This window comes from Streptomyces sp. Mut1 (genome assembly GCF_030719295.1).
In the GTDB taxonomy this organism is placed as follows: Bacteria; Actinomycetota; Actinomycetes; order Streptomycetales; family Streptomycetaceae; genus Streptomyces; species Streptomyces castrisilvae.
Window position 1 is genome coordinate 5,026,372 of record NZ_CP120997.1, and the last position, 18,273, is coordinate 5,044,644.

At 72.9% G+C, this 18,273-nt stretch carries 17 protein-coding genes; 8 read left to right on the forward strand and 9 right to left on the reverse strand.

Going from position 1 to position 18,273, the window contains the following annotated elements:
- Positions 1–37 precede the first annotated feature (37 nt).
- A complete protein-coding gene (locus P8A18_RS21955; RefSeq protein ID WP_306056882.1) occupies positions 38–1,183 on the forward strand; it encodes a cystathionine gamma-synthase in 1,146 nt (381 codons plus the stop codon).
- 173 nt (positions 1,184–1,356) lie between these two features.
- Here P8A18_RS21955 and P8A18_RS21960 read toward each other — a convergent pair whose 3' ends face one another.
- The 3 genes from P8A18_RS21960 to P8A18_RS21970 form a co-directional block, all read right to left on the reverse strand.
- Positions 1,357–1,611, reverse strand: a complete 255-nt coding sequence (locus P8A18_RS21960) for a hypothetical protein (protein WP_306056884.1) — start codon at positions 1,609–1,611, stop codon at positions 1,357–1,359.
- Positions 1,608–2,102 (reverse strand): sigma factor-like helix-turn-helix DNA-binding protein, encoded by a 495-nt coding sequence (locus P8A18_RS21965; RefSeq protein ID WP_306056886.1) that lies wholly within the window; start codon positions 2,100–2,102, stop codon positions 1,608–1,610. The genes P8A18_RS21960 and P8A18_RS21965 overlap by 4 nt, the downstream gene beginning before the upstream one ends.
- A gap of 66 nt (positions 2,103–2,168) precedes the next feature.
- Positions 2,169–2,699: a MarR family winged helix-turn-helix transcriptional regulator gene (locus tag P8A18_RS21970; RefSeq protein WP_026249382.1), complete on the reverse strand. Its 531-nt coding sequence runs from the start codon at positions 2,697–2,699 to the stop codon at positions 2,169–2,171.
- A gap of 155 nt (positions 2,700–2,854) precedes the next feature.
- Between P8A18_RS21970 and ilvA the strand changes: the two genes are divergently transcribed.
- The 3 genes from ilvA to P8A18_RS21985 all read left to right on the forward strand — a co-directional run bounded on the left by ilvA (position 2,855) and on the right by P8A18_RS21985 (position 6,131).
- On the forward strand, positions 2,855–4,084 hold the full coding sequence (ilvA, locus tag P8A18_RS21975) for a threonine ammonia-lyase (protein ID WP_306056888.1): 1,230 nt from the start codon (positions 2,855–2,857) through the stop codon (positions 4,082–4,084).
- 170 nt (positions 4,085–4,254) lie between these two features.
- Complete coding sequence (locus tag P8A18_RS21980; RefSeq protein ID WP_306056890.1) at positions 4,255–5,280, forward strand: ATP-binding cassette domain-containing protein; 1,026 nt, start codon at positions 4,255–4,257, stop codon at positions 5,278–5,280.
- Positions 5,277–6,131: an ABC transporter permease gene (locus P8A18_RS21985; protein ID WP_306056891.1), complete on the forward strand. Its 855-nt coding sequence runs from the start codon at positions 5,277–5,279 to the stop codon at positions 6,129–6,131. The genes P8A18_RS21980 and P8A18_RS21985 overlap by 4 nt, the downstream gene beginning before the upstream one ends.
- A gap of 84 nt (positions 6,132–6,215) precedes the next feature.
- Here the strand turns inward: P8A18_RS21985 and greA are convergent, their stop codons facing one another.
- Both greA and P8A18_RS21995 read right to left on the reverse strand, forming a co-directional pair.
- On the reverse strand, positions 6,216–6,713 hold the full coding sequence (gene greA / locus P8A18_RS21990) for a transcription elongation factor GreA (protein ID WP_306056893.1): 498 nt from the start codon (positions 6,711–6,713) through the stop codon (positions 6,216–6,218).
- 184 nt (positions 6,714–6,897) lie between these two features.
- Positions 6,898–7,314: a DUF4307 domain-containing protein gene (locus P8A18_RS21995; protein ID WP_306056894.1), complete on the reverse strand. Its 417-nt coding sequence runs from the start codon at positions 7,312–7,314 to the stop codon at positions 6,898–6,900.
- 97 nt (positions 7,315–7,411) lie between these two features.
- Here P8A18_RS21995 and mca point away from each other — a divergent pair, with 97 nt between their 5' ends.
- Complete coding sequence (gene mca / locus P8A18_RS22000) at positions 7,412–8,293, forward strand: mycothiol conjugate amidase Mca (RefSeq protein WP_306056896.1); 882 nt, start codon at positions 7,412–7,414, stop codon at positions 8,291–8,293.
- Between the two features lies 1 nt (position 8,294).
- Entirely contained in the window at positions 8,295–8,522 is a 228-nt protein-coding gene (locus P8A18_RS22005; RefSeq protein WP_306056897.1) for a hypothetical protein, read from the forward strand.
- Positions 8,523–8,679: 157 nt separating this feature from the next.
- Here P8A18_RS22005 and P8A18_RS22010 read toward each other — a convergent pair whose 3' ends face one another.
- Positions 8,680–11,895 (reverse strand): tetratricopeptide repeat protein, encoded by a 3,216-nt coding sequence (locus tag P8A18_RS22010; RefSeq protein WP_306056899.1) that lies wholly within the window; start codon positions 11,893–11,895, stop codon positions 8,680–8,682.
- A 147-nt stretch (positions 11,896–12,042) separates the two neighbouring features.
- Between P8A18_RS22010 and P8A18_RS22015 the strand changes: the two genes are divergently transcribed.
- Together P8A18_RS22015 and P8A18_RS22020 are read left to right on the forward strand one after the other, a co-directional pair.
- Complete coding sequence (locus P8A18_RS22015) at positions 12,043–13,689, forward strand: sigma-70 family RNA polymerase sigma factor (RefSeq protein ID WP_306056900.1); 1,647 nt, start codon at positions 12,043–12,045, stop codon at positions 13,687–13,689.
- Between the two features lie 117 nt (positions 13,690–13,806).
- On the forward strand, positions 13,807–15,141 hold the full coding sequence (locus P8A18_RS22020; protein ID WP_306056902.1) for a metallopeptidase domain-containing protein: 1,335 nt from the start codon (positions 13,807–13,809) through the stop codon (positions 15,139–15,141).
- Between the two features lie 81 nt (positions 15,142–15,222).
- Here the strand turns inward: P8A18_RS22020 and P8A18_RS22025 are convergent, their stop codons facing one another.
- The 3 genes from P8A18_RS22025 to P8A18_RS22035 form a co-directional block, all read right to left on the reverse strand.
- Positions 15,223–16,962: a serine/threonine-protein kinase gene (locus tag P8A18_RS22025; RefSeq protein ID WP_306056903.1), complete on the reverse strand. Its 1,740-nt coding sequence runs from the start codon at positions 16,960–16,962 to the stop codon at positions 15,223–15,225.
- Between the two features lie 131 nt (positions 16,963–17,093).
- A complete protein-coding gene (locus P8A18_RS22030; protein WP_306056905.1) occupies positions 17,094–17,414 on the reverse strand; it encodes a hypothetical protein in 321 nt (106 codons plus the stop codon).
- Between the two features lie 175 nt (positions 17,415–17,589).
- Complete coding sequence (locus tag P8A18_RS22035; RefSeq protein ID WP_306056906.1) at positions 17,590–18,156, reverse strand: Uma2 family endonuclease; 567 nt, start codon at positions 18,154–18,156, stop codon at positions 17,590–17,592.
- Positions 18,157–18,273: the final 117 nt, after the last annotated feature.

The following is an 18,273-nucleotide window of genomic DNA, read 5'->3' on the forward strand; positions in this document are numbered from 1 at the left end:
CCATGAGCGCCCTCGCGACGAACTACGCTCGGGCCCCATGAGCGACCAGCACAGCTTCGAAACTCTCGCGATCCACGCGGGGAACACCGCCGACCCCCTCACCGGCGCGGTGGTTCCGCCCATTTACCAGGTGTCCACGTACAAGCAGGACGGCGTGGGCGGACTGCGCGGCGGCTACGAGTACAGCCGCAGCGCCAACCCGACCCGCACCGCCCTGGAGGAGAACCTCGCGGCCCTGGAAGGCGGCCGCACCGGGCTCGCCTTCGCCTCCGGCCTCGCCGCCGAGGACTGCCTGCTCCGTACGCTGCTGACCCCCGGCGACCACGTGGTCATCCCGGACGACGCCTACGGCGGCACGTTCCGGCTGTTCGCGAAGGTCGCCACGCGCTGGGGCGTGGAGTTCTCCGTGGCCGACACCTCGGACGTGGCGGCGGTACGGGCGGCGATCACCCCGCGCACCAAGGCGGTCTGGGTGGAGACCCCGTCCAACCCGCTGCTCGGCATCACCGACATCGCGGCCGTCGCCGAGGTCGCCCGCGCCGCCGGTGCGCGCCTCGTCGTCGACAACACCTTCGCCAGCCCCTACCTCCAGCAGCCCCTCGCGCTCGGCGCCGACGTCGTGGTGCACTCCACCACCAAGTACATGGGCGGCCACTCGGACGTTGTCGGCGGTGCGCTCGTCGCCAACGACCCCGACCTCGCCGAGGAGCTGACCTTCCACCAGAACGCGATGGGCGGCGTCGCCGGCCCGTTCGACGCCTGGCTGGTGCTGCGCGGCATCAAGACCCTCGCCGTCCGCATGGACCGGCACAGCGAGAACGCCACCAAGGTCGCCGACCTGCTGACCCGCCACCCCAAGGTCACCCACGTCCTCTACCCCGGGCTGCCCGACCACCCGGGCCACGAGGTCGCCGCCAAGCAGATGAAGGCGTTCGGCGGCATGGTGTCCTTCCGCGTCGCGGGCGGCGAGGAGGCGGCGGTCGAGGTCTGCAACCGCGCCAAGCTGTTCACGCTGGGCGAGTCGCTCGGCGGCGTCGAGTCGCTGCTGGAGCACCCGGGCCGCATGACGCACGCCTCGGCGGCCGGCTCCCCGCTGGAGGTCCCCGGCGACCTGGTCCGCCTCTCCGTCGGCATCGAGAACGGCGACGACCTGCTCGCCGACCTCGCGCAGGCGCTCGGCTGAGCGGGCCGGTCGCGTACTGAACGCGGGCCGAACGCGGACCGATCGCGAACTGATCGCGGATTGAACGCGGTCGCGAACTGATCGCGGGCCGGTCGCGGGCCGGTCGCGGACTGAACGAGGGCGGGGCCGGGAAAACCGGTCGCGCCCTTGTTCAGTCCGCGACCGATCCGCGTTCACCAGCCCTCCAACGGCGGCGTCGTCCCGGCCGGCGGCGCCTGCCACGGCTGCGCCACCACCGCCCACACCGTGAACACGGCAACCCCCGCGATCAGCGCCAGCAGCCCGAGCCGGCGCAGCGTCCGCCGGCGCCGCAGCAGCCGGCCACCGCGCTCCGCCGCCCGCGCGGCCAGCCCGGCGGGCACCCGCGGCTGTGGACGGGCCTCCAGCATCCGCCGCACCTCGTCCTGTCTGCGCCCGGTGCCGCTCACGGCCCGGCCCCCAGGAGGCGGGCGGGGCCCCGGCGCCCGGTCGGGCCGCGGGTGCCGCGCATCGTGGCCACCGCCCGGTTGCAGACCGCGCGCACCTGCTGGCGCCCCAGCCCGAGCAGCGCCGCCGTCTGCTCCTCGGACACCCCTTCGTACAGCCGCAGTACCAGGACCAGACGCTCCTGCGGGGTCAGCCGGTCCAGCAGCCCGCCGCGCGGGCGGTGGTGGCGCCAGGACGCGCGGGCGAATCGGGCGGCCAGTTCCTGCCGGGTGCGGTCGTACGGGTCCTCGCCCCGCAGCCGCTCCCAGTCCGCGAATGTCCGCGCCAGCGAGGCCGTCAGGAGGCGCTGTGCGCGGGGGTTGGCGCCGGGCGGGTCGGCCGGTTCGGCGGTGAGCAGGGTCGCCGTGTGCAGCAGCCGTCCCGCCGCGCCCGCCACGAAGGCCTCGAACTCCTGGGCGCGGCACCGCTGTCGGCCCGCATGGCGCTCCCGCACACCGTCAATCCGAGCGCGCCGGGGGCCGGGGGTCAACCCCTCGGCGGCCGGGGACCGCCCGGGGGGTCAGCCCGACTGGGCGGTCTGGTGCGCGGCCTGCCGGGCGGCCAGCGCGGCGTTGAACCGGGTGAGCAGCGCGCAGAACGTGTCGCGCTCCTCCTCGTTCCACCCGTCGGTGACCTGCGTCATCAACTCCCGCCGTGAGGCACGGACCTCGTCCAGCCGGGCCTGGCCGCGCGGGGAGAGCTGGAGGACGACCGCGCGGCCGTCCTCGGGATGCGAGGTCCGCTTGACGAGGCCGGTGTCCACCAGCGGCGCGACCTGCCGGGTCACGGTGGACGAGTCGATCCCCATCCCGGCGGCCAGCGCCTTGACGCCCATCGGCCCTTCCCGGTCCAGCCGGTTCAGCAGCAGGTATGCCGCCCGGTCCATGGAGTTGCGCACCTGGCCCACCCCGCCGAGGCGGGTCTGCTCGGCGCGGCGGGCGAATACGGCGACCTGGTGCTGAAGTGTGTCGAGAACGTGTTCGGGACCCGGGTTTTCCGGGGCAGCGCCCCCGGAAGGAGACGAGGCAGTCGTCATGTCCTGAGGGGGCATGGCCGGGGGCTCTCTTCGTGCGGTGTCGGATGGGTGGGGGACAGAGTACGCGGCCCCGGGGCAACGCGTACCAGCGCTGCACAAACCTGCGGACACCGGCGCAGGACGGCCCGGTAGCGGCGGCCGGCGCCCTTCTCAGCTGCAAGACTTACGGTATGAACTTCGCGTCGCCCGGCCGCTTTCCCCCGCTGATCCTCGATGATGTGCGCGGGGCGCAGAAGATGCTCTCCGGGGTTTCCAAGGTCACCCCGCTGGAGGGCAGCCGCCATCTGAGCGCACTGGTGGGCGCGCCCGTCCTGTTCAAGTGCGAGAACCTCCAGCGGACCGGTTCGTTCAAACTGCGGGGCGCGTACGTACGCATCTCCGGTCTGACACCGGTCGAACGCGCCGCGGGCGTCGTGGCCGCCAGTGCCGGAAACCATGCGCAGGGTGTCGCGCTCGCGTCTGCGCTGCTCGGCGTACGCTCCACGGTCTTCATGCCGGTCGGCGCGCCGCTGCCGAAGGTCGCGGCGACCCGTGAGTACGGGGCCCGGGTGCGGCTGCACGGCACGGTCGTGGACGAGACCCTGGCCGCGGCGCAGGAGTACGCGCGCGAGACCGGCGCGGTCTTCATCCACCCCTTCGACCACGCCGACATCATCGCGGGGCAGGGCACGGTGGGCCTGGAGATCCTGGAGCAGTGCCCCGAGGTCCGCACGATCGTCGTCGGGGTCGGCGGCGGCGGGCTCGCGGCCGGGATCGCGGTCGCGGTCAAGGCGGTCAGGCCCGATGTGCGGATCGTCGGCGTGCAGGCGGCCGGCGCCGCCTGCTACCCGCCGTCCCTGGCGGCCGGTCGTCCCGTCTCGATCGGCTCGCTCCAGACGATGGCCGACGGCATCAAGGTCGGGCGCCCCGGTGACGTGCCGTTCGGCCTGGTCCAGGACCTGGTGGACGAGGTGCGTACGGTCTCCGAGGACGAGCTGTCCAGCGCCCTGCTGCTCTGTCTGGAGCGGGCCAAGATGGTGGTCGAGCCGGCCGGGGCGAGCCCGGTGGCCGCCCTGCTCAGCGACCCGAAGTCGTTCCACGGGCCCGTGGTGGCCCTGCTCTCCGGCGGCAATGTGGACCCGCTCCTGATGCAGCGCATCCTGACCCACGGCATGGCGGCGGCCGGCCGCTATCTGAGCCTGCGGCTGCGGCTGACGGACCGCCCCGGCGCGCTGGCCACCCTGCTCGGCGTGCTCTCGGTGGCCGACGCCAACGTCCTGGACGTGAGCCACGCCCGCACCGACCCCCGGCTCGGCCTCACCGAGGCGGAGGTGGAACTGCACCTGGAGACCAAGGGCCCCGAGCACTGCGAGGACGTGAAGGCGGCGCTGCGCGAGGCGGGCTACCGGGTGATGGAGTGACGGCCCGCGGCCGCGCGGACCGGACGCTTGTGAGTCGCGATGTATCGCGATACTGTGCGTGCGCCCGGTCCGGCGGACCCACGTTCGGCTTGTGTGTTCACCGGGCGCGGTACTACGGGCAAATCTAGGATCTGTGAGGCAGCCACCCGAACGCACTGGGGGAATCCCTTATGCCAGGCGCCATCTACGCCGAAGGGCTCGTGAAGACCTTCGGAGACGTACGAGCACTCGGCGGTGTCGACCTGGACGTGCCCGAAGGCACCGTCCTCGGACTCCTGGGCCCCAACGGGGCCGGCAAGACGACCGCCGTACGCGTCCTGACGACGCTGCTCAAGCCCGACAGCGGCAGCGCCTTCGTCGCGGGTATCGACGTGCTGAAGAACCCCAACGAGGTACGGCGCTCGATCGGGCTCTCCGGCCAGTTCGCCGCCGTCGACGAATACCTGACCGGCCGCGAGAACCTCCGCATGGTCGGCCAGCTCTACCAGATGAGCGGGCGCGCGGCGAAGGTCCGGGCGGGGGAGCTGCTGGAGCGGTTCAACCTGGCCGACGCGGCCGACCGCCCCGCCAAGACGTACTCCGGCGGCATGCGCCGCCGCCTCGACCTCGCCGCCGCCCTCGTCGTCTCCCCGCCGGTCATGTTCATGGACGAGCCGACCACCGGCCTCGACCCGCGCAACCGGCAGCAGCTCTGGGACGTCATCCAGGAACTGGTCGCCGGCGGTACGACCCTGCTGCTGACCACGCAGTACCTGGAGGAGGCGGACCACCTCGCCCACGACATCTGCGTGATCGACCACGGCAGGGTCATCGCCCGGGGCACATCCGACCAGCTCAAGGCCCGCACCGGCGGCGAGCGCGTCGAGGTCGTCGTGCACGAGCCCGACCAGATCGAACCAGCCCGCGCCGTCCTCACCCGGCTCGGCAAGGGCGAGACCGCAGTCCTCCCGCACATGCGCAAACTGACCGTCCCGGTCGACGGCGGCGCCAAGCTCCTCGCCGAGGTCATCCGGGAACTCGACGGTCTGGGCGTGGAGATCGACGACATCGGACTGCGCCGCCCCACCCTCGACGACGTGTTCATCTCCCTCACCGGCCACGCCGCCGAACAGCAGAAGAGCGACGAGAACGCCGGGGACGGCGAGGGCGGGACGGCCGAGCCGGCCACCGGCGCCCGGACGGAGGCAGAGAAGTGAGCGCCCTCACCCAGACGAGCACGGCCCCGGTCGCACGCTCCGGCGGCGGCATCGGCCAGTCCGTACGCGACTCGCTGGTCATCGCCCGCCGCAACCTGATCCGCATGACCCGGATCCCCGAGATGGTCATCTTCGGGCTCATCCAGCCGATCATGTTCGTGGTGCTGTTCACGTACGTCTTCGGCGGGTCCATCAAGGTCGGCGGCACGATCTCGCCGCAGGCCTACCGCGAGTTCCTGATGGCCGGCATCTTCGCCCAGACCGTCACCTTCGCCACCGCGGGCGCGGGGGCGGGCATCGCGGACGACATGCACAAGGGGCTGATCGACCGCTTCCGGTCCCTGCCCATGACCCGGGGCGCCGTCCTGACCGGACGCACCCTCGCCGACCTCGTGCAGACCGCGCTCACGCTCGTCGTCCTCGCGGGCGTCGCGCTGATCGTCGGCTGGCGCACCCACGAGAACATCGGCAAGGTGCTGCTGGGCTTCCTCCTGCTGCTCCTGCTCGGCTACGCGTTCTCCTGGATCGGCGCGCTGATCGGCCTCACCGTCCGCACCCCGGAGGCGGCCACATCCGGCGGGCTGATCTGGCTCTTCCCGCTCACGTTCATCTCGAACGCCTTCGTGGACGCCAACCAGATGCCGACGTTCCTGCGCTACATCGCCGAGTGGAACCCGTTCAGCGCCACCGTGCAGGCCTGCCGGGTCCTCTTCGGGAACCTGCCGGAGGGCTTCGTCACACCCGACGCCTGGCCCATGCAGCACCCGATCATCGCCTCGGTCGTGTGGTCCGTGGTGATCCTCGCGGTCTTCCGGACCCTCGCGGTCCGCAAGTACCGCTCGGCGGCCTAGGAGGTCCCTGCCGCACAGCGGGAAGCCCCGGCCGTCGACGGCCGGGGCTTCCCGCTGTCCGCGTCTGCGGTGCGCGGCGGTGGATCAGCCGGTGTACGGCTTCGCCGACAGGATCTTCACCGTGGCGGTCTTGCCGTTCGGCAGCTCGTATTCGGCGCTCTCGCCCATCTTCTTGCCGTTCACGCCGGTGCCGAGCGGCGACTGCGGCGAGTACGTCTCGATGTCGCCGCTGGCGTACTCGCGGGAGGCCAGGAGGAAGGTCACCGTGTCGTCGTCATCGCCGTCGAAGGCGATCGTCACGACCATGCCGGGCTCGACCACGCCGTCGTCGGCCGGCGGCTCGCCGACCTTCGCGTGCTCGAGGAGCTGGGTCAGCTGGCGCACCCGGAGCTCCATCTTGCCCTGCTCCTCCTTGGCCGCGTGGTACCCGCCGTTCTCGCGCAGGTCCCCCTCCTCACGGGCCGCCGCGATCTTGACGGCGATCTCCGTGCGCGCGGGACCAGACAGGTGCTCCAGCTCGGCCTTGAGCTGGTTGTACGCCTCCTGCGTGAGCCAGGTGACGTTTTCGCTGGTCTGGGTCACAGGGTGCTCCTCGTCGGTACTGGGAATACAAAGCAACGCCCTACCCGGGAAGCATGCGCTCCTACGGGTGGGCGAAACCACGAGCCTAACAATTCACCGGGAAAAGGGGGAGAAGGTAAAAGACCCGACCGAGGAAAGCGCAGGTCAGGTCCTGTTAAGTGAGGTTACGACGGGCGTGCTGCGGTCAACGCGGTGCCCCGCCGTCGTCCGTGCAGCCGAGCAGCTCGACGGCGGTCGCCCGGGACGTCGTGCGCAGGGTCAGGACGCGGTCGATCCGGCTGCTGTCGCCGTCGAAACGGAAGTCCTTGCGGGCGACCTCCGTACCGTCCTCGCGCTGCGCGCGCACCGTGCAGTACCCCTGGGCGTCCCGGTCCTTGCGCACCTCCAGATGCACCTCGGCCTTGCCGTCCGAGACCACCTTGAACTTGATCATCTCGGCACTGAGGCCCTGACCTGCCACGTAGTCGTACCCGATCCAGCCGACCACACCCAGCAGCACGGCGCCGAGCACCCCGCCGACGACCTTGAGCTTGCGATCCGCGCGCTGGTTCGCGGAGCGGCCGTAGCGGTTCTCGGGAAGCGCCTCGCGCACCGCCGTCATGATCGTTCCTCCCGTACCGGGGATCGAGGAATTTTCCACCCCCCGGTTCGGTCACTATAGAAGTTGCACTTCGCGACCAATCACTGAGGATCGAGTCTTGACTGAGCAGCTTCGACTGATGGCCGTACACGCTCACCCCGACGACGAGTCGAGCAAGGGCGCGGCCACCATGGCCAAGTATGTGTCCGAGGGGGTGGACGTGCTGGTCGTGACCTGCACGGGAGGCGAGCGCGGCTCCATCCTCAACCCGAAACTCCAGGGCGACGCGTACATCGAGGAGAACATCCACGAGGTGCGCAGGAAGGAGATGGACGAGGCGCGGGCGATCCTGGGCGTCAAGCAGGAGTGGCTCGGCTTCGTCGACTCCGGGCTGCCCGAGGGCGACCCGCTGCCGCCGCTGCCCGACGGCTGCTTCGCGCTGGAGGACGAGACCGTCGCCGCGGGCCGCCTCGTCGCGAAGATCCGCGCGTTCCGGCCGCAGGTCATCACCACGTACGACGAGAACGGGGGCTACCCGCACCCCGACCACATCATGACCCACACCATCTCGATGATCGCCTTCGAGGGCGCCGCCGACACCGAGAAGTTCCCCGAGGCGGAGTTCGGCCCGGCCTGGACGCCGCGGAAGCTCTACTACAACCAGGGCTTCAACCGTCCCCGCACGGTCGCCCTGCACGAGGCGCTGCTGGCCCGCGGACTGGAGTCCCCGTACGCGGACTGGCTGGAGCGCTGGAAGGAGTTCGAGCGCGCCGAACGCACGCTGACCACGCACGTTCCGTGCGCGGACTTCTTCGAGATCCGCGACAAGGCGCTGATCGCGCACGCCACGCAGATCGACCCGGAGGGCGGCTGGTTCCGCGTCCCGATGGAGATCCAGCAGGAGGTCTGGCCGACGGAGGAGTACGAGCTGGCGAAGTCTCTGGTCGATACCTCCCTCCCCGAGAGCGACCTCTTCGCGGGCATCCGCGACAATGCCTGATATGTACGCGACTCAGGCACTGACGCACCTCGTCCCGCTCGCCGAGGAACTCGACAAGAACAAGGTGACCCCCGGGGTCCTCGGCTTCATCGTCTTCGCGGCGCTCGCCGTGGGCGTGTGGCTGCTGATGAAGTCGATGAACCGGCACATGGGGCGGGTGGACTTCGAGGAGACGCCGGAGCCGCCGGAACCGGCCGAGCCGGTGGCCGGGGCCGCGAACCGGAAGTAGGGGCGGGCGGCACCGGGTGGTGCCGCCGCGCCCCTCGTGCCGTCCGGTACCGGGTGGTGCCGCCGCGCCCCTCGTGCCGTCCGGCGGGGTGTTCTCCGGCGCCGGACGGGCCGGAAACGATGCCCTCGGTCGCCGGGCGGGCCGGGCTCGCCCGGCGTCAGGCCGTGTCCGGGACCGGCACACCCATGATTTCCCGGGCCCGGCGCGACGGGGTCAGGCCCAGGTGCCAGGCCTGCCAGCCCGTCTCCAGGTCCACGCCCCGGTCCAGGATCACGCGGTACGCCTCCGCGCAGTCGTCCACCTTGCCGTCACGGGCCGGGTGGCCGGCCGCGACGAGGTCGGCCAGCTCCTGCTGCGCCACCACCGTGCCCACCTCGATGCCGCCGGGTGAGGCGTACGGCAGCAGCGTGCAGCGCAGGAAGCGGCCCCAGTCGGCGCCCCGCGCGTCGCCGTACGACTCGAACAGCGCGACCGCCTCGCCGCACAGCTCCAGGGCCTGGGGCGCCCGCTGGTTGCCCGCGTCGATCAGCGCCAGCTCCAGGCAGGCCCACGCCTCCCCGTGGGCGACTCCGATGCGCCGGAAGTCGGCGCGGGCGTCCACCAGCAGCTGGCGGGCGAAACCGGAATTGCGCAGGTTGCCCGTCTGCGCGGCCCGCTGGTCGCGGGTGACGCGCCCCGAGTGGTGCCGGGCGCACGCGAGACCGTAGACGTCCCGCATCCGCGAGAACATCGTGCGGGCCCGCTCCAGCTGCCGTACGGCCTGCACGGTGTCACCGGCCTCCTCCAGCGCCTGGCCCAGGTAGTACAGCGTCCAGGCCTCGCCGCGCGCGTCCTCGTTGTCCCGGTGACGGGCCAGCGCCGCGTTCAGCTGCTCGGCCGCCGGGTCGGCGTCCCCGGCCAGCAGCCGGGCGCGGGCCAGCTGGGTCATCGCCCACGCCTCGCCGCGTTCGTCCCGGGTCCGCCCGTACAGATCGAGGGCGATGCGCAGCGCGGCCTCGGCCCGCTCCACATCGCCCAGGCGCAGCCGGACCTGGCCCAGCTGGAACCGCGTCCACGCCTCGCCGTGCAGCGACTCGCCCTCGCGGTGCAGGACCAGCGCGGTGTCCAGGAGCGTGACCGCCTCGGCCAGGTTGCCCCGGTCGCGTTCGACGGCGGCCAGCGCGTGCATCGACCAGGCCCGGTCCTCGTCCTGCCCGGCCGCCGACTGGAGCCGCATCGCCTCGCGGAGCCGGGCCGACGCCTCGGTCAGGTTCCCCTGGTGGTGCAGGGTGATACCCAGCGAGCACAGCGCCAGGGCCGTACCGGAGTCGTTCTGCGCCTCCCGGTAGAGGCCGACGACGGAGGACAGGGTCGTCCGGGCCTTGTCCAGCTCGCCGAGCTGGCGGGCCGCGATGCCGGTACGCCACTGCACCGACCGCTCCAGCAGCCCCTGGTCGACCGCCTGCGTCAGCTCGCTTATCTCGCCCAGCCGGTACAGGTCGCCGCGCAGCAGGCAGTAGTCGCACAGCGCGCCGAGCAGCGCGAGCACGGCGCCCTGGTCGACGCCCTCGGCGTGCCGCAGCGCGGAGGTGATGAAGCTCGACTCGTCGTCCAGCCAGCGCAGCGCCGCGTCCAGCGAACTGAAGCCGTGCGAGCCGAACTGCCCGGCCCGGGTGGACATCTTGCCGTCCACCATCCGGATCACCGCACCGGCCAGCTCCGCGTAGTTCGCGATGAGCCGTTCCTGCGCGGCCGCGCGCTCGGCCGGCTCCTCCTCGTCCAGCAGCCGGGCCAGGGCGAAGCCACGCACCAGGTCGTGCAGCCGGTAGCGGGAGCCGCGTACGTGGTCCAGCAGCCCGGCCCCGGACAGCGCCGTCAGCAGCCGGCCGGCCTCCTGCTCGTCGGCGGAGAGCAGGGCGGCTGCCGCCGCCGCGCCCAGGCTCGCCCGGCCGGCCAGGGCGAGCCGCCGCAGCAGCCGTCTGGCCTGCTCGGACTGGTCGGTGTAGCGCAGCCACAGGGCGCGCTCGACGGGCGGCACCGGGCCGTAGGCGGAGAGGTCGGCCGCCAGCGCGCCCGCGGTACGCGCTCCGAGCGAGGAGCCCGCGACCCGCAGCGCCAGCGGCAGCCCGCCGCACAGGTCGGTGATGGCCTCGCTCGACGGATAGTCGTACGGCCCCGGCTCCGGCTCCTGCGACACCGAGCGCAGCAACTCCTCCGCGCCCGCCGGATCGAGCGCCCCGACCTCCAGCCGGTGCACCCACGCGGGCAGCGAATCGGGCAGGTCGAGCGGCTCGCGGGCGGTCACGAGGACCAGGCTGTCCGAGCGCTCCGGGATCAGCGTGGCCACCTGCGCCGCGTCGCTCGCGTCGTCCAGGACGATCGTCACGGCGGTGCCGGTCAGATGCTGGTGGTAGAGCTCGCCGAGCCGGCGCACCTGCTGCTCGGCGGACGAGCTGTCGCGGAACAGCAGCTGCTCGCGGGGTGCGCCCAGCCGGTTCAGCAGATGCAGCAGCGCGTCCCGGGTCGGCAGCGGGGCCTCGCCGTCCGCGCCGCCGCGCAGGTCGACCACGCACGCGCCCCGGAACTGGTCCCTCAGATCGTGCGCCGCCCGCACCGCGAGCGTGGTGCGCCCGGCGCCCGGCGGGCCGTGCAGCACGACGACGGTCGGCTTCGTCTCCGTCGACGCGCGGGCCGCGTGCACCCACTGGCCGATCCGGGCCAGTTCCGCCCGCCGCCCCGCGAACCCGTCGCCCACCTGGGGCAGATGACCGAACGACTGCTCCAGGAGCGAGCGCTTCCGGGCGGCCGCGCTGCGGTCCCCGCCGCGCAGTGGCGTACGCGCCTTGGCCGCGGCCTTCTTCGCAGGGGTGCGGGTGGCGGCGGTGAGCATGCGCTGCTGGTCGAGGAACGGGCGTACGCCCCGTACCTCCAGCGCCGCCAGCCACTGGAGGCGCAACTGCTCCGGCCCGCCCGGCCGGCCCGCGGCCCCGGCCCGGCGGTATGCGGCCGGCCAGTGCGAGGCGGTGGCCTTCGCGATGGTGGCGGTGGTGCCGGCGACCGCGACGACCGCCCCGGCGCCGAGCGCGAGCCCGGACGCCGTACCGAGCGCCACATCGGCCCCGAACGCGGCGGCCGCGGCGACCCCCGTGACCAGTAACGGCGCCGACAGGGTCTCCCGGTTGAAACGGTTCCCGGCCCGCAGTCCCTCCGCCGCGTCGAGCGCCTGGAGATAGGCCGCGTACTCCTCGGCCGCGCCGGCCGCCATGGTGTCGAGGGCGGCCCGCGCACGGGTCATCAGGACGGCGGAATCGGTCCGCCCCCCGGTGCGCCGCACCTCCTCCTCGACGGCCCGTACCAACAGCCGTTCGGCGTCCGCCCGGTGGCTGTCCCGCATCCGCATATGTCCCCCTCGGTTCTCGTCCGCGGAGCGGCCCGGTCCCCGGCCGCCCCATGAGCCAGTCTCCTGCCTGCGGCCGGAGGGCGACAGAGAGTCTGCGAGACTGCGCCGACACCCGTTCGGAGGAATCGGAGCGCAGGAGACATGACGGACCGTGGCGACGGCGGACCGGCGCAGGGACCGGCCGCGTGTTCCGACGCCGAGCTGACGGCCGCGGTCCGCGCCGACGGTGACACCGCGTCGACCGCCGAGCTCTACCGGCGTCACGCCCCCGCCGTCCAGCGGTACGCCCGTGCCTGCTGCCGCGACCCGCACACCGCGGAGGACCTCGCCTCGGAGGCGTTCGCCCGTACCGTCCAGGCGGTCCGGGGCGGCAGGGGCCCCGTGGACGCGTGGCGCCCCTACCTGCTGACCGTCGTGCGGAACACGGCCGCCGAGTGGGCCGAAGGCACCCGCCGGGTCGACCTCACCCCCGGGTTCGGTGCCTGGTTCGACGCGGTGGCGCGCCGGGGCGGGCCGGACCGGGTGAGCGCCGAGGAGACCGGCGAGGACCGGGTGGTGCGGGCGGAGACCGGGGGTGTCGTCGCACACGCCTTCCGCTCGCTGCCCGAACGCTGGCGCGCGGTGCTCTGGCACTCCGTCGTGGAGGAGGAACCGACGGCAAGGGTGGCGACCCTGCTGGGCCTCACCCCCAGCGGCGTGGCCTCGCTGACCGCCCGCGCCAGGGAAGGGCTGCGGGAGGCGTTTCTGGCGGCGCACGCCGGGCAGGGCGCGGCCGACGAGGAGTGCCGCCGGTACGGGGCCCGGCTCGCCGCCGCCGTCCGGCGCTCGCGCCCGCGCCGGGACGTCGAGCTGGACCGGCACCTGGAGAGCTGCGTCCGTTGCCGGGCGGCGGCGCGCGAGCTGGTCGACCTCAACCAGCGGCTGCGGTCGGTGCTTCCCGCCGCGGTGCTGCTGTTCGGAGCGCCCGCGTATCTGGCCTCGCGCGGGGCCTCCGCGGCGGCGGGTGCGGGTGGCACGGGGGGTGGGGCCGGTGGTGCGGGTGCCGCGGGGGTGAAGGCCGGCGTGCTGGCGGTGGCGTCGTCGGCCGTGCTGTTCGGGGGATGGCTGCTGTGGCCGGGTGGTGGGGAGGCGGAGGGGGAGCGGCCGCCGGTGGTGGTGCGCGACGCGCCGGCCGTCTCCGTAACCCCGCAGACACCGTCCGCTTCTGCTTCCGTCTCCCCTTCCTCGTCTTCCTCGTCCGCTCTGCCGTCCGCGACGGCTGCGAGCACGTCTCCGCCTTCCCCTTCCGCTTCCGTGCAGCTGCCGGTCGCGGACGCGTTCGGCGGGCCCAGCAGTCTGCGGTTCGTGTCGACCGGTGCCTGCATGGAGATCCCCGGCGGTACGCGGCAGGCGGGCGCGCGTCCGGTGGAGGCGGTGTGCGACGGCGGGGCGTACCAGCGGTGGGTGCTGCTGGAGCCGTTCGCGGGCGACCGGGCGCGGGCGCAGGTACGCAATGAGGCGACGGGGCTGTGTCTGACGCGTTCCGGGAGCACGGAGGACCACGCGGAGGTGACGCAGCTGGCCTGCGACGCCACCCGGAGCACCCAGCTGTGGAACCTGTGGACCGACGAGCCCAAGGGCCAGATCGCCCTGCGCGATGCCGAGGGTGCGCGCTATCTGGGCCTGGTGGAATGGCCGAAGGCGGACAAGGGTGAGGCGCACGGCACGGCGCTGGGGACGACGCGGTACTACTACGCCTCCGACTCGATGAGGTTCCGCTTCGACCCGGTGCTGCTCGCTGGGGACTGAGCGCGCCTTTCCTCCGTACCCCCGACCCGCCAACGTAAAGAACAGGCAAAGTCGCGGGACGGTGCCGGGCCGGCGCCCTCCCTTCCTTCGGAAGCACATCCGAAGGAAAAGGACCCCATGAAGAATTCCGCCCTTGGCCGCATCGCTCTGGTCTGCGGCGCCGCCGCGCTCGCCGGCGGCGTCGTCCCCGCCACGGCCCACGCGGACGATGCGACGGTGGAGAGGAAGATCCTCCCTGTCCTGGTCGAGTTCAGCGACAGCGCCTTCCAGCACCCGGACGAGGTGAAGGCCAGTACGCCCGCCACGTACTTCGGTACGGGGAAGGACTCGGCCGCCTCGTTCTTCAAGGAGATGTCGCGCGGGAAGTTCGCCTATGTGCCGGCCGCCGGGGAGCAGGCCGTTGGCCCGGTCAAGCTGTCGATGAGCGCGGCGGGTTGCGACTACAACAAGATCAACACCCTCACCCAGGAGGCGCTGGCCGCGCAGGGCCTGGTGCGCGGCGAGGACTACGAGAGCCTGTCGGTGATCTTCCCGGCGCAGAAGACCGGCTGCGCCTGGGCCGGCCTCGGCTCGGTCCCCGGCCCGTACACCTGGATCAACCTGTACGGCACCGCGAGCGGCCTCGGCGTCGTGGGCCACGAACTCGGCCACAACCAGGGCTTCGGCCACCAGGGCCGGGCCATGTGCACCGACGGTGACCTCGTCGACTGCGAGACCGACGGCACCAGCGCCAAGTCGATCATGGGCGGGGGCGGCCCGGAGGCCGGCTTCTCGGCCCCCGAACTGATCCGCGCCGGCTGGCTCTCCGGCACCGAGGCCGTCAAGGTCACCGCCTCGGGCACGTACACCCTGCGCTCGCTGCACGGCGAGGGCACCGGGACGCGCGCCCTGGACATCCCGATGGGCGAGGACCGCCTCGTCGTCGAATACCGCCACGCCGCGGGGACCGTGGACGGCCGCATCGAGGGCGTCCACGCCTACCGGGTGCCCAAGGGGGCCTACGGCTCCTCCTCGCTGATCGACCTCACCGAGGAGAACGAGACGGCCGGCAACTCCGCCCCGGCCGACGCGGACGCCGTCACCACCCTCACCGACAAGGCGAGCAAGGTGTCCGTCGCGGTCCTGTCCTCGGGCAACGGCAAGGCCACGGTGGAGGTGGCCCTCAACGGCGAGAGCCTGACCGGCAAGACCTCGGACGAGGCGTCAGGTGAGACCACGAAGCCCGCGGCGAACCCGAAGCACACGGGTTCCGACACCGACGCCGGTGACGGCCTTCCCGCCTCGGCCCCCGACACCAAGTCCGCCGGCTCCACCCCGGCCCCCACCTCCGACGCCTCCCAGGACCTCGCCGCCACCGGCGCCGGCCCCGGCACCCTCCCCCTGATCGGGGCGGGCGCCGCCCTGGTCGTGGTCGGCGCGCTGGTCGTCCTCAGCCGCCGCAAGCGCGCGTGAAGCAGGGGGCGCGGGCGCGGCTACGGGTGGTCTTGGCGGATCCGTAGCCGCGCCCGTGCCCCGCCGCACGAGGGGATCACGTCACCGGCCCTCCTTCGGCGGCTCCCTCGGGTACCGCTCAAGGATCTTCCCCGCACTGTTCACCCGCATGTGCGCGGTGCCGTACGCGTCGCTGACGTACAGCGAGAGGGCGGGGCCCTTGAGGTCCGGGGAGTACTCCAGGATCAGGTGGCTGCGTTCGGCGTCCTTGATGCCCAGCTCGGCCTGGGCCCTGGGCCACAGGTCGGTCAGCAGGTCCCAGTCGAACGCGGCCATGTCGAGGGCGTCGGCTCTGCTGACGACGCCGGCCGGGCCCCCGCCCTCCACCCCGTCGCCCCGGTAGTCGTAACCGGCCCGGAGGTCGGGCCGGTCCTTGCGCTGGACGCTGACCGACACCAGGTATCCGTGCGCCGACATGCCTCCGACGACGGTGCCGCCGATCTTCTCCTTCAGCGCCGCCACCGCCTCGCGCATGCCCTTGGGGGTGAGGAAGTAGCCGTCGGACTGATGTTTCGGCCCGGTGGCGCCGGCGGCGGAACCGGCCGTGGTCCCGGCCTTCTCGATGAGGCCGGGCAGGAAGCGCACTCCGGCACCGATCAGCGCCAGTACGACGGCCACCCGTACGAGGGTCATGGCACCGCTCAGGACCCGGCGCGGGGCGACCGACGACAGGCGCGCGCCCTCGCCGGTGTCGTCACCGGTCTCCTCGTGGGCGTCCTCGGATGTGGCCTCGCTGTCGTCCTCGCTCCCGCCCTCGCTCCTGCCCTCGCCGTCGCCGGAGGTCTCCGGCGCGGCGTCGGAGGGCTGCGGTGTGCCGGGGCGCGGGAGGGCCGCCGAGTGGGTGGGCAGGTCGGCGTAGCCGGGCGCGTCCGGTGCGGGCCCGGGTGCGCCGCGCGGGGCTAGGGGGCCCGGCCCCGCGTCGGCGACCGCCCCGCCCACCGTCCCCGCCTCCACCGCCGCGAGGAGCCGGTCCAGCTCCGCGGCGTCCGGCCGGGCGGCGGGATCGCGGCCGAGCAGGGCGGTCAGGACCGGGGCGAGCGCCCCGGCGCGGACGGGCGGCGGCACGGACTCCTCCAGGACCGCGGTGAGCGTCGCCAGAACGGTGTTGCGGCGCAACGGATGGACGCCCTCGACCGCGACGTACAGCAGCATGCCGAGCGACCACAGGTCGGACGCGGGGTCGCCCTCCCGGCCCCGCAGCCGCTCGGGGGCGATGTACTCGGGCGAGCCGATGAGGGCGCCGGTCGTGGTCAGCGTGGACAGCTCGCCCAGCGCGGCGATCCCGAAGTCGGTGAGGACGGGGCTGCCGTCCTCCCGTATGAGCACGTTGGCCGGCTTCACATCGCGGTGCAGGATGCCCGCCGCGTGCGCGGCGACCAGCCCGGCCAGCACCCCCCGCCCCAGCCGGGCCGCTTCGGGCGGCGTCAGCAGCCCCCGCTCCAGCCGGTCGGCGAGCGAGCCGCCCGGTACCAACTCCATGACCAGCCAGGGGAACTGAGGCTCCGGCCCGGTGACGATGTGGAAGATGGTCACCACATGCGGATGCCGCAGCCGCGCGAGCGCACGGGCCTCCCGCAACACCCGCTCCCGCAGCACGGCCGCCTCCGACGAGCCGTTCTCCGCGACCCTCGGATCGAGCGGCCGTACCTCTTTCAGCGCCACCTCACGCCGCAACTCCGTGTCGCGCGCCCGCCACACGAGGCCCATGCCCCCGCCGCCGAGCCGTTCCAGCAGCTCGAACCGGCCGTCGACGAAACGCCGTCCGGCCCCATCCATCGCCATGACGCTCACCCTAAGAAGGCTCGGGGATCTCATCCGTTCCCCCGGGTGACGTCGGGGACCACCGCGGCGGTTGCGGCCCGTCCGCCGCCCGCCCCGCCGATACCGCGGCGACGGGACACGTGAAGAGCACCTCACCGCCTCGATTCGTCAGCTGGAGGAGCCGCGGCGGTCCGGGTGCCTTCGAGCGGGGCGACATCCTTGGCCAGTTCGTTCCAGCGGCCGTTGCCGGGCTGTGCGCCGAGCGGGTGGAAGAGCGGTCGGACGGCCAGTGTCGTACCCGAGAGGTGGTCGCTCTCGAAGGCGACGCCCATGGCGCGGTAGGTGGTGTGTCCGAGAAGGTCGCCCAGGTGCGGCATGTCGATCTCGTAGGCGAAGCGCCGGGCGACGTACAGCAGCACGGCCGACACCTCGCCCGTCAGGAGGGACGTCTCCACCTTCTCGGTGCCCTCCACGCGCTGGCGGGTGGCCTGGCCGACGACGGGTCAGCCGTTGGCGGAGAGCGGTCTGTTCCAAGTGCTCACCGCGGGGGTTCCGGCGGCGGCCGCGGTGCCGGTGCCTGCGAGCACCGATCCGGCGGTCAGGCCGGTGCCCAGCAGGAGGGCCTGACTGCGGGCGATTCCTCGTTGCCTACAGGGTCCCAAGGTCGACCGTGACAGGGAATGGCGCGGCGGCCTTCACGGTGCCGGTGAACACCTCGCCGTCCCGGTAGGCCCGGCTGGCTGGGTCGAGGACGTAGGTGTACACGATCGGGACCCCGGTGGCGGCCTGTTCGACCCGCCAGTAGAAGGGGATGCCGGCCTTGGCGTACTGGTCCACCTTCACGACCCGGTCGGTTGTTTCCGACCCGGGCGACACGACCTCGACGACCAGGAGCACATGCTCCGGGCGAGTCGGCGTGAGGTCGATGGTCTCAGCCCGGTAGACCGTGACGTCCGGACGGCGGTTGGTGAGGGGGACGTCCTGCAGGCGGACGTCGAAGTCCGTGTCGGCGTTCCAGTCCGGGCCCGCGGCGGCGTCCAGGGCGTTGGCCAGGATGCGGGCCAAGCGGTTGTGCCGCTTGGATGCGCTCGGGCTCACGACGACCATCCCGTCCACGATCTCGATGCCGGCGCACTGTTCCTCGGACCAGGAGTCGTACTGCTCCGCGCTGATCTGCGCGTGCATCCACTCGGGCGCCACCATCTCAGCAGTCATGGGGTACCTCCTCCGAGGAGCCTGAGCAGTTCCGGAACTCATTGGGCTCAGCCTACTGTCCTACGGTCACGGGGCACCCGCGTCCGTGCGGTCCCCGTGCCCCGGCCCGGCGCTGTG

Coding starts and splice junctions, on each gene's coding strand:
- P8A18_RS22020 (WP_306056902.1), top strand. CDS start 13,807: ATGAAGAATTCCGCCCTTGGCCGCATCGCTCTGGTCTGCGGCGCCGCC.
- P8A18_RS21995 (WP_306056894.1), bottom strand. CDS start 7,314: ATGACGGCGGTGCGCGAGGCGCTTCCCGAGAACCGCTACGGCCGCTCC.
- P8A18_RS22035 (WP_306056906.1), bottom strand. CDS start 18,156: ATGACTGCTGAGATGGTGGCGCCCGAGTGGATGCACGCGCAGATCAGC.
- P8A18_RS22015 (WP_306056900.1), top strand. CDS start 12,043: ATGACGGACCGTGGCGACGGCGGACCGGCGCAGGGACCGGCCGCGTGT.
- P8A18_RS21980 (WP_306056890.1), top strand. CDS start 4,255: ATGCCAGGCGCCATCTACGCCGAAGGGCTCGTGAAGACCTTCGGAGAC.
- ilvA (WP_306056888.1), top strand. CDS start 2,855: ATGAACTTCGCGTCGCCCGGCCGCTTTCCCCCGCTGATCCTCGATGAT.
- P8A18_RS21970 (WP_026249382.1), bottom strand. CDS start 2,699: ATGCCCCCTCAGGACATGACGACTGCCTCGTCTCCTTCCGGGGGCGCT.
- P8A18_RS21955 (WP_306056882.1), top strand. CDS start 38: ATGAGCGACCAGCACAGCTTCGAAACTCTCGCGATCCACGCGGGGAAC.
- P8A18_RS22005 (WP_306056897.1), top strand. CDS start 8,295: ATGTACGCGACTCAGGCACTGACGCACCTCGTCCCGCTCGCCGAGGAA.
- P8A18_RS22025 (WP_306056903.1), bottom strand. CDS start 16,962: ATGGCGATGGATGGGGCCGGACGGCGTTTCGTCGACGGCCGGTTCGAG.
- P8A18_RS22010 (WP_306056899.1), bottom strand. CDS start 11,895: ATGCGGGACAGCCACCGGGCGGACGCCGAACGGCTGTTGGTACGGGCC.